The organism is Rhodoferax sp. U11-2br (assembly GCF_018619435.1).
Lineage (GTDB): Bacteria > Pseudomonadota > Gammaproteobacteria > Burkholderiales > Burkholderiaceae_C > Rhodoferax.
This window is the reverse complement of sequence record NZ_JAHFZF010000031.1, coordinates 46,379-55,830: the sequence shown is the minus strand read 5'-3', so window position 1 is coordinate 55,830 and position 9,452 is coordinate 46,379. Positions and strand designations below refer to the sequence as shown.

The window sequence follows — 9,452 nt, the reverse complement described above, 5'->3', positions numbered from 1 at the left end:
GCTTGGTGCGCCCGGTGAAAGGCGCCTATGCCCAGATGCACGATGGAGCCAACTACCCGGCTGCGGTCGTAGGATGGCCGGGTGACCGACTCGGGAAGGTGGGGCAGGCTTCTGAAACTTAGGCGCATGGCAATATTGGCAAAAATGCAGTAGGCTGAACTTAATCTTCAACGCCAGGAATGGCGAAGTAGTTCTTGGCATTGCGAAAACTGATGTCCTGCACCATGCCACCAAAGGTCTCAAAGTCAGAAGGGATTTCTCCGTTTTCCATCCAGCCACCCACCAGTCCACACAGGATGCGACGGAAGTACTCATGGCGCGGGAAAGACAAGAAGCTGCGCGAGTCGGTCAGCATGCCCACAAATCGTGACAAGACACCCAGGTTGCCCAAACTGATCATCTGACGACGCATGCCGTCCATGTGGTCATTGAACCACCAAGCTGAGCCCATCTGGATCTTGCCCGGCACTGAGCCGTCCTGGAAACAGCCCATGACCGTGCCCAGCACTTCCAGGTCATTCGGGTTGAGTGAATACAGAATGGTTTTCGGCAACATGTTCTCGCTTTGCAGCGCATTCATGAAGGCGCCGAGCTTGGCCGCAATCTGCTCATCATTCACCGCGTCGTACCCGGTGTCAGGCCCCAGCTGTTTGAACATGGCACTGTTGAGGTTGCGCACTGCAGCCAAGTGCAACTGCATGGCCCAGCCGCGTTTGGCATTCATGCGGCCAACATCGAGCAATACCGCCGTCTTGTAGGCATCCGCCTCGCTGGCCGTCAACGCGTTGCCACTGAGCAGCTTGGCAAAGATCGCCTCAAGTGCCTGGGGAGATGTGAAGCTGGCAAAGGGCGCCGCCAGGCCATGGTCGGAGGCCCGGCAACCCAGGCTGTGGAACACGGCGTGGCGCGCATCCAGTGCGGTGATCAGCGACTGGTAAGAGCCGATGGCCACGTTGGCGCTGGCACCGAGTTTGTCGATGTAAGCCTGCCAGACGGACAGGTCGTCGGTGGCCAGGGCGCGGTCCGGGCGGAAGCTGGGCACCATCACGGGTTGGCCCGGTTGACGCACAGCGGCGTAGGCGATATGGTGTTCCAGCGAGTCTGCGGGATCGTCGGTGGTACCCACCGCACGCACGTTCATACGCTGCAACAGTGAGCGGGCACCAAACTCGGGGAGAACGATTTGAGCGTTGCAGGCCTCCCAGATGGCTGGGGCGGTTTTTGCTGACAGGGGTTCAAAGATGCCAAAGTAGCGTTGTAGTTCCAGATGGGTCCAGTGGTACAACGGGTTGCCCACCAAACGTGGTACGGTTTGCGCCCAGGCCAAGAAGGTTTGGTAGTCCGGTTCATGGCCGGTGATGACTTGCTCAGGCACGCCGTTGGAGCGCATGGCACGCCATTTATAGTGGTCACCACCCAGCCAAGCATGGGCAAGATTGCGAAAGGTAGCATTGCTGGCAATGTCAGCGGGGGGCAGATGGCAGTGGTAGTCGATGATCGGCATCTGCGCTGCGTAGTCGTGGTACAGCCTCTTGGAGCAATCGTCAGGCAAGAGGAAATCAGCATTCATAAAAGGGGACATGGGGTCACTCCGTGTGGAAAAACAGGCAAGCCAGAGACTCTAACTCAAAGCAAACGAGAATTCAATCAAATTGAAACGGCGTTTTAGTTAAGAAAAAATCCACTTTGACTTACCTCAATCTTACACAAACTAAAATGAAATTTTGTTTCAAAAATTATTGGGCGCCGTTTGATTTTGGCGTATATTCCCGGCACTTGCTGCGGAAGCCCGAGTGCCCCTGGTAAGTTTGTTCAGCGGTGTTCTCTGTTTAATCTAAATGATGAGGCAATTATGAAAAGAAATGTGAAAAAAATCCTGGCGGCGGCACTGATTGCTGCATTCGCTGCAGGTAGCGCTTATGCGCGTGATTTTCGCTCGGCTGACGTGCATCCGCAGGATTACCCTACGGTGATGACCGTTAAGAAAATTGGCGAAATTGTGAGTCAAAAAACCGGTGGCAAATACAACGTCAAGGTGTTTGGCAACAGCTCTCTGGGATCTGAAAAAGACACCGTGGAACAGGTGAAGATTGGCGCGTTGGACATGGTCCGCGTCAGCACAGCTGCGTTCCACGGCATCATTCCTGAGTCCATGGTGCCTTCGTTCCCGTTCATTTTCCGGGACGTCAAACACTTCCGCGCTGCCATGAACGGCCCTGCTGGCGATGAAATCCTGGCTGCTTTCGACAAAGCCGGCTTTGTGGGCTTGGCTCTGTGGGAGTCCGGTGCACGTTCGGTTTACGCCAAGAAACCGGTGCGCAACCTGGCCGATATGAAAGGCATGAAGATCCGTGTTCAGCAGTCTGATCTGTGGGTCAGCCTGGTGCAAGCCATGGGTGCCAACCCTACACCGATCCCGATGGCCGAGGTTTACACCGCCTTGAAGACCGGTTTGGTCGATGCGGCTGAAAACAACTACCCCTCGTACGAGACCGCCAAACACTACGAAGCTGCACCGATCTACAGCGAAACTCAGCACGTCATGTCACCTGAAGTGTTGGTGTTCTCTAAAAAGGTCTGGGACACGCTCACTCCCGAAGAGCACAAAATCATCCGTGACGCGGTGAAGGAAGCTGGGCCTTACTACATTGATTTGTGGACCAAGAAAGAACAGGCTTCCAAGGAAGCAGCTAAGAAGGCTGGCGCCACCTTTGTGGATGATGTCAACAAGCCAGAATTTGTTGCCGCCATGAAGCCGGTTTGGGACAAGTTCTCTCCAACACCTCAACTGAAGGCGTTGGTTCAGAAAATCGTTAACACCAAGTAATCTGGTATTTGACGTTGGGTTGATGATATTGCCCGAAAGTTGCATCGCGCTTTCGGGCATTTTTTTGGAGTAAGTTTATGAAATGGCTAACGTGGCTTAACAGCCGCCTGTCGCGTTGGGCAATGTACATTGCTGTGGCGTGCCTGCTTGGCATCGTTGGTGTGGTATTTGGGTCCGTGATCTGGCGTTATGCGCTCAACGATGCACCCGCCTGGTCTGAGCAAGTAGCGTTGATTCTGGTGATCAATGTGGCCATGTTTGGCGCCTCGGCCGGAGTTCGAGACGAAGGGCACATCGGTATGGAGTCCCTGGTTGGCCTGCTTCCTGCCAAATTCCAGTTTTGGGTTGGTAACTTGGTGGGCTTGATCACCATTGTTTTTGGCAGTTTTCTCGCTTGGGGTTGCTGGACCATGGCTGTGTCAGTGTGGACCAACCAGATTCCAACCCTGGGTATTTCAGAAGCCTTTCGTTACCTGCCCTGTGTCGCGGCTGGGTTGATGATTGTGCTGTTTTCCATTGAGCATCTGATTGCGATGTCTTCTGACACGAAAGTAATTCCATCATGGCACTGACCGTTCTCTGCATCAGTTTTCTGGTGTTTTTATTGCTGGGGGTGCCTGTTGCCTTCTCCATCGCGTTGAGTTGTATTGCGACTTACTGGACCGAAGGTTTTCCACTTGAGTTGGCATTCCAGAACATGATTTCTGGCATGAACGTGTTTTCGTTCCTGGCGATCCCGTTCTTCATTTTCTCGGGTGAGCTGATGCTGCATGGCGGCATCGCGGACAAGATTGTCAACTTTGCCCGCAACATGATCGGTCACCGTCGCGGTGGCTTGGGCATGGCCAACGTGGTTGCTTGCACCTTGTTTGGTGGTGTCTCCGGCTCACCTGTGGCCGACGTCTCCGCCATGGGTGGCGTGATGATCCCGATGATGAAAAAAGAAGGCTACAGCGCCGACTATGCCGTCAACGTGACCACCCACGCGTCATTGTGCGGGGCGCTGATGCCCACCTCCCACAATCTGATCATCTATGCTTTTGCAGCATCGAGCAGTAGCGGCTTGCTCATGGGCAAAGACATCATGATCAAGGGTGTTTCGATTGGGGACTTGATGTTCGCCGGTCTGTTGCCAGTGATTGTGCTGATGATCTGCATGTTGTTTGCAGCCTACTGGGTGGCCAAGAAGGAAGGTTATCCCATTCGCGCCGATGGCAGCAGCACCTTGGACAAGTTTGCGGGCTGGAATGCGGTGTTGACCTCGGGTGTCGCTGCTTTGCCGGGCATGTTCGTTGTGGTGATCATTCTCGGTTGCATCATCATGGGCATCACGACCGCAACTGAAGCGGCCGGTATTGCTGTGGTGTATTCGTTGTTCTTGACCTTTGTCGGTTACAGAACCATGACGTGGGACAAGTTGATGAAGGCTGCTGCCAAAGCCGCCAAGACCACCGGTGTGGTGCTGCTGCTGATTGGTGTCTCCACCATGTTCCAGTACATCATGACCATTCTGGAAATTCCAGACAAAACAGCCGAACTGCTGCTCAGCGCCACCACCGATCCGATGGTGATGTTCTTGCTGATCAATCTGATCCTGTTTTTGCTGGGCACCTTCATGGACATGGCCTCGACCATCCTGATCTGCACGCCGTTGTTTTTGCCTTTGGCCATCCACATGGGTATGGGCCCGGTTCAGTTTGGCATCGTGATGCTGCTTAACTGCGCGCTCGGTCTCAACACACCTCCGGTCGGAACCACCCAATTTGTCGGGTGTGCGATTGGTGAGGTCTCGGTGGAACAGGTCATGAAAAGCATCTTGCCGTTTTACGGGGCGCTGTTCGCCGTGATGGCTGTGGTGACCTATTTCCCGGCATTCTCTACCTGGATTCCGAGCCTGCTCAAAGGCGCGCCAGTTTACTGAGACTCGCAAGAACCCGTCCGACTTCTCGGCACGGGTTCTCTGCCACGATTTAAAACTCTCTGCGGCGTCTAGCCGCAGCACTATTGAGGGGAACTCAATGCCATCTTCTGTTATCCGTTTACACGCCAGTGACGATGTGTTGATCGCCACCATGCAGCTGTTGCCAGGCACCTCTCTGCTGGCCGACAAGCTGGTGGTGCGCGACCTGATTCCGCCAGGTCATAAGCTGGCCGCACACGACATCGCCCAAGGGGCTGCGGTACGCCGGTACAACCAGATCATCGGCTTTGCCAAGGTCAACATTGCTGCTGGTCAGCATGTGCATTCACACAACCTGGGCATGGGCGAGTTTGAGCGCGATTACGGCATTGGCCAAGGTGTTAGCGAGTTGCCAAAAGCCGAGCATCCGGCAACGTTCATGGGCTACAAACGCCCCAACGGCAAAGTCGGTACACGCAATTACATCGCCATCATCGCATCGGTCAATTGTTCGGCCACGGTGGTGCGTGCGATTGCCAGCCATTTCAGCCGGGAAAAACTGGCTGCCTACCCCAACATCGATGGCGTGGTGGCTTTGCCCCACCCGCTGGGTTGTGGCATGGGCGTGGTGAGTGAAGGCATGGACATCCTGCGCCGCACGATGGTCGGTTATGCCCGCCACCCGAACTTTGCTGGCGTGTTGTTTGTGGGTCTGGGTTGCGAACAAAACCAGATTGCCCCCATCGTTGAGATGGTGGGTGCTCACGACGAGGGCATGCTGCAACAACTGGTGATGCAGGCTGAAGGTGGTACCACCGCAGCCATCAAGAAAGGCATTGCGCAGGTCACCAGCATGCTGGAACGCGCCAATACCTACCAGCGTGAAAAAACATCGGTCAGCCACCTGATTGTGGGGCTGAACTGCGGAGGCTCTGACGGTTACTCCGGCATCACTGCCAACCCAGCATTGGGTGGCGCCTCTGATTTGCTGGTGGCGCACGGCGGCACCACCATCCTGTCTGAAACACCTGAGGTGTATGGCGCAGAACATCTGTTGACACGCCGCGCTGCCAGCCCCGAGATCGCACACAAGCTGATTGACCGAATCAAGTGGTGGAAGGACTACACCACCCGCAATGGCAACCAGATGGACAACAACCCGTCGGTGGGCAACAAGGCGGGTGGCCTGACCACCATTTTGGAAAAGTCTTTGGGGGCCGTTGCCAAAGGCGGCACCAGCACGCTCAATGGTGTGTACCTGTATGCCGAACCCATCACCGCCAAGGGTTTTGTCTACATGGACACCCCCGGCTACGACCCGGTGTCGGCGACCGGCCAGGCAGCAGGTGGTGCACAAATCATCTGCTTCACCACGGGCCGTGGCTCGGCGTTTGGCTGCGCGGGGGTGCCCACCATCAAACTGGCCACCAACAACGCACTCTATGAGCGCATGCAGGACGACATGGATGTCAACTGCGGCGACCTGATCACCGGCACCCCCATGACCGAGATCAGCCAGCGCATCTTCGACGCCATCATTCGGCACGCCTCAGGTGAAAAGGTTCGCAGTGAAGAACTGGGCTACGGCAACGACGAGTTCTTGCCGTGGCAAGTCGGTGCGGTGATGTAAATCCCCATGGATGACAGGTCTGACTGGCCTTGAACGGGGTCAGCAGGCATTTTTAAACAAGGTTTTTTTAGGAGCGTAAGCATGGCATCAAAAGATCGTATGGCAGTCCTTTCGGCGATGATGAAACAAAGCATCATCCCGGTTTTTTACCACCCTGATGTTGAACTGTGTATCAACGTCATCCAGGCCTGCGCCAACGCGGGCGCCAAGTGTGTCGAATTCACCAACCGCGGTGACTTTGCTGCACAAGTGTTCCTGGATGTGACCCGCCACTTTGCCAAGGCCGACCCATCGGTGATCATGGGTGTGGGCTCGATCGTGGATGCACCCACGGCTGGCTTGTTTATCGCCAACGGCGCCAAGTTTGTGGTTGGCCCGCTGCTGAACGCTGATGTGGCCAAGGTTTGCAACCGCCGTGGCATCCCCTACAGCCCAGGCTGCGGTTCGGCCACCGAAATTGGTGACGCGCAAGAACTGGGTTGCGAAATCGTCAAGGTGTTCCCTGGTTCGTCCGTGGGTGGCCCAGACTTTGTCAAGAGTGTGATGGGCCCCATGCCCTGGAGCCGCATCATGCCCACCGGTGGTGTGGAACCCACCGAAGAGTCTTTGCGCAAGTGGTTTGGTGCCGGCATTGTGGCCTGTGGCATTGGCTCCAACATGATCACCAAGAAGCTGCTCGACGCCAAGGACTACAAAGGCATCGAAGACAACGTGCGCAAGACGGTCGAACTGGCCGCCTCCATCAAGGCCGAACTGGCCACCAAATAATCAGTCAAGAAGGAATTGAAAAAAATGTCCGCACTTATTATCAAACCCGCATCGGAAGCCAAATGGGATTGTGCTTCGTTCGGCGAAGTCATGCTGCGTTTTGACCCCGGCTTTGGTCGCGTGCGTAATGCGCGCAGCTTTCAAGTCTGGGAAGGTGGTGGTGAATACAACGTGGCCCGGGCCATGCGCAAATGCTGGGGCAAACGCGCCGCTGTTGTGACCGCCCTGCCCAAGAACGACCTGGGTTGGCTGGTGGAAGATCTGATCATGCAAGGCGGCGTTGACATGAGCCACCTGATCTGGCGTGATTTTGACGGTCTGGGCAACAACACCCGGGTTGGCCTGAACTTCACCGAAAAAGGTTTTGGCGTCCGTCCGGCGCTGGGTTGCTCTGACCGTGGCCATTCCGCTGCGTCGCAAATCCGCCCTGGCGAAGTCAATTGGGAAAAGCTGTTTGGCGAAGAAGGTGTGCGCTGGTTCCATACCGGTGGCATTTTTGCGGCACTGGCCAGCAACACCGCCGAAGCCGTGATTGAAGCGGTGGAAGTGGCCAAAAAGTACGGCACCGTGGTGGCTTATGACCTGAACTACCGCGCTTCTTTGTGGAAGAGCCAAGGCGGCAAGGAAGGCGCACAACGCGTCAACCGCCACATTGCCAAATACGTCGATGTGATGATTGGCAACGAAGAAGACTTCACCGCCTGCCTGGGCTTTGAAGTGGAAGGCGCTGACGAACACCTGACCAACATCGAAACCGACAGTTTCAAGAAGATGATTCAGGCCGCAGTGACCGCATTCCCCAACTTCAAAGTGGCCGCAACCACCTTGCGCAAGGCAACCACAGCCACGCTCAACGATTGGTCTGCCCTGCTGTATTACGAAGGTCAGCTGTACCAGTCGATGAAGCGCGACAACCTGGAAATTTATGACCGCGTGGGTGGAGGTGACGGTTTTGCTTCGGGTCTGGCCTATGGCTTCCTGGAAGGCAAGGGCCCGCAAGCCGCTGTGGAATACGGTGCAGCCCACGGCGCGCTGGCCATGACCACACCTGGCGACACCTCGATGGTGCGCGTTGAAGAAGTGGAAGCGGCCATGAAGGGCAAAGGCGCCCGCGTGATCCGCTAAACGCTGGAGGTGGGGTGGTGACACCCCACCAGCGCAAGCGCCTGCCAGTCGGGGCTTGGGTGGGCTGGATACGAAGCCCACGAACAGCTTATATAAAAAAAATAGCACCTAGCCCTTATCCAATAAGGGCTAGGTGCTATTTTTATTGATAACTCGGAAAGAACCTGCCGCCCCCCCCCAGAATCAGGCGCCACACAAGCCGTGGCGCCTGCCGTGATCAGGGTTTGGGTGCTGCTGCTGCGGACTTCAGGAAATCTGCCACCCGTGCCTCAGTGGGCAGCGGTGCCACAGCACCATACCCTTGGGTCGACAAGGCTGCCGATGCCACCGCCCAGCGCGCGCTGGCGAAGACATCCTCACCCCGTGCACGTCGGGCCAGATAAGCGCCGTTGAAGCAATCGCCCGCACCGGTGGCATCCACCGCTTTGACCGGGAAAGCCGGGATCTTCTGAATCTGCTTGCCATCAGAAACCATCACCCCTTCGATGCCCATTTTCATGACCACCACCTTGGTGCCTTGTTGGTGGGCCCAGGCCACCAGGTCTTCGGGCGCATGCAGGCCAGACAGCTTGGACAGTTCCTCCAGCCCGGGCAGAAACTCGTCTGCCAAAGCGATGGTTTCAATGACCGTGGACCGGGCATCCTCCAGGGACCACAGGGCAGATCGCAGGTTGGGGTCATAAGACACACGGGCGCCAGCGGCTCGGGCCATGGCGATGGCAGCAGCCACGGTCTCATGGGCGTTGACGCTGATGGCCTGGCTGATCCCGGTCACATGCAGGTACTTGGTGTTGCCAATCAGCGCGGGCGACAGATCCGATGGCCGCATGCCGCTGGCGGCCGAGCCCTTGCGCAGGTAGGAGAAATGGTGGCCATCGGCGTCATGGTGCACAAAATAGACCCCTGTGGGGGCATCTTTGTGCACGTGCACAGCACTGACGTCCACCCCCTCAGACTTCCAAAGCGCCAAGCACATGTCACCCAGCGCATCACTGCCAACCAGCGACACATACGCACAACGCGCGCCTTGCCGAGCGGCCGCAATGGTGGTGTTGGAGGTGTCGCCGCCAAACCCCTGTAAGTACATCCGGCCATCACCCTGTGGGATCTGGTTGAACTCGACCATTGCTTCGCCAAGGGCGACCAGATCAAATTGTTGCGTCATTTCATAAGCTCCGTAAATAGGGACTCTTTGACCAGTC

8 protein-coding genes are annotated in these 9,452 nt (G+C 56.4%); 6 read left to right on the top strand and 2 right to left on the bottom strand.

Annotated elements, in window-relative coordinates; translation table 11 throughout:
* Positions 1–160 precede the first annotated feature (160 nt).
* Complete coding sequence (gene uxaC, locus KKO72_RS17195) at positions 161–1,582, bottom strand: glucuronate isomerase (protein ID WP_214941737.1); 1,422 nt, start codon at positions 1,580–1,582, stop codon at positions 161–163.
* 270 nt (positions 1,583–1,852) lie between these two features.
* Here uxaC and KKO72_RS17190 point away from each other — a divergent pair, with 270 nt between their 5' ends.
* The 6 genes from KKO72_RS17190 (at position 1,853) to KKO72_RS17165 (ending at position 8,250) form a co-directional block, all read left to right on the top strand.
* A complete protein-coding gene (locus KKO72_RS17190) occupies positions 1,853–2,827 on the top strand; it encodes a TRAP transporter substrate-binding protein (protein WP_214941745.1) in 975 nt (324 codons plus the stop codon).
* Positions 2,828–2,904: 77 nt separating this feature from the next.
* Positions 2,905–3,399: a TRAP transporter small permease gene (locus tag KKO72_RS17185; RefSeq protein ID WP_078364245.1), complete on the top strand. Its 495-nt coding sequence runs from the start codon at positions 2,905–2,907 to the stop codon at positions 3,397–3,399.
* Positions 3,390–4,748 (top strand): TRAP transporter large permease, encoded by a 1,359-nt coding sequence (locus tag KKO72_RS17180; RefSeq protein WP_214941735.1) that lies wholly within the window; start codon positions 3,390–3,392, stop codon positions 4,746–4,748. Before KKO72_RS17185 ends, KKO72_RS17180 begins: the two co-directional genes overlap by 10 nt.
* Positions 4,749–4,845: 97 nt before the next feature.
* The gene (locus tag KKO72_RS17175; RefSeq protein ID WP_214941732.1) at positions 4,846–6,357 is read left to right on the top strand and encodes a UxaA family hydrolase; all 1,512 of its coding nucleotides are present in this window, start codon (positions 4,846–4,848) and stop codon (positions 6,355–6,357) included.
* Between the two features lie 81 nt (positions 6,358–6,438).
* Positions 6,439–7,125, top strand: coding sequence for a bifunctional 4-hydroxy-2-oxoglutarate aldolase/2-dehydro-3-deoxy-phosphogluconate aldolase (locus KKO72_RS17170; RefSeq protein ID WP_214941729.1), 687 nt, complete (start codon positions 6,439–6,441; stop codon positions 7,123–7,125).
* Positions 7,126–7,149: 24 nt separating this feature from the next.
* Complete coding sequence (locus KKO72_RS17165) at positions 7,150–8,250, top strand: sugar kinase (protein WP_180129396.1); 1,101 nt, start codon at positions 7,150–7,152, stop codon at positions 8,248–8,250.
* 217 nt (positions 8,251–8,467) lie between these two features.
* Here the strand turns inward: KKO72_RS17165 and KKO72_RS17160 are convergent, their stop codons facing one another.
* Positions 8,468–9,415 carry a sugar kinase gene (locus KKO72_RS17160; RefSeq protein WP_214941726.1) on the bottom strand — a complete coding sequence of 316 codons (948 nt, stop codon included), beginning with the start codon at positions 9,413–9,415 and terminating at the stop codon, positions 8,468–8,470.
* Positions 9,416–9,452: the final 37 nt, after the last annotated feature.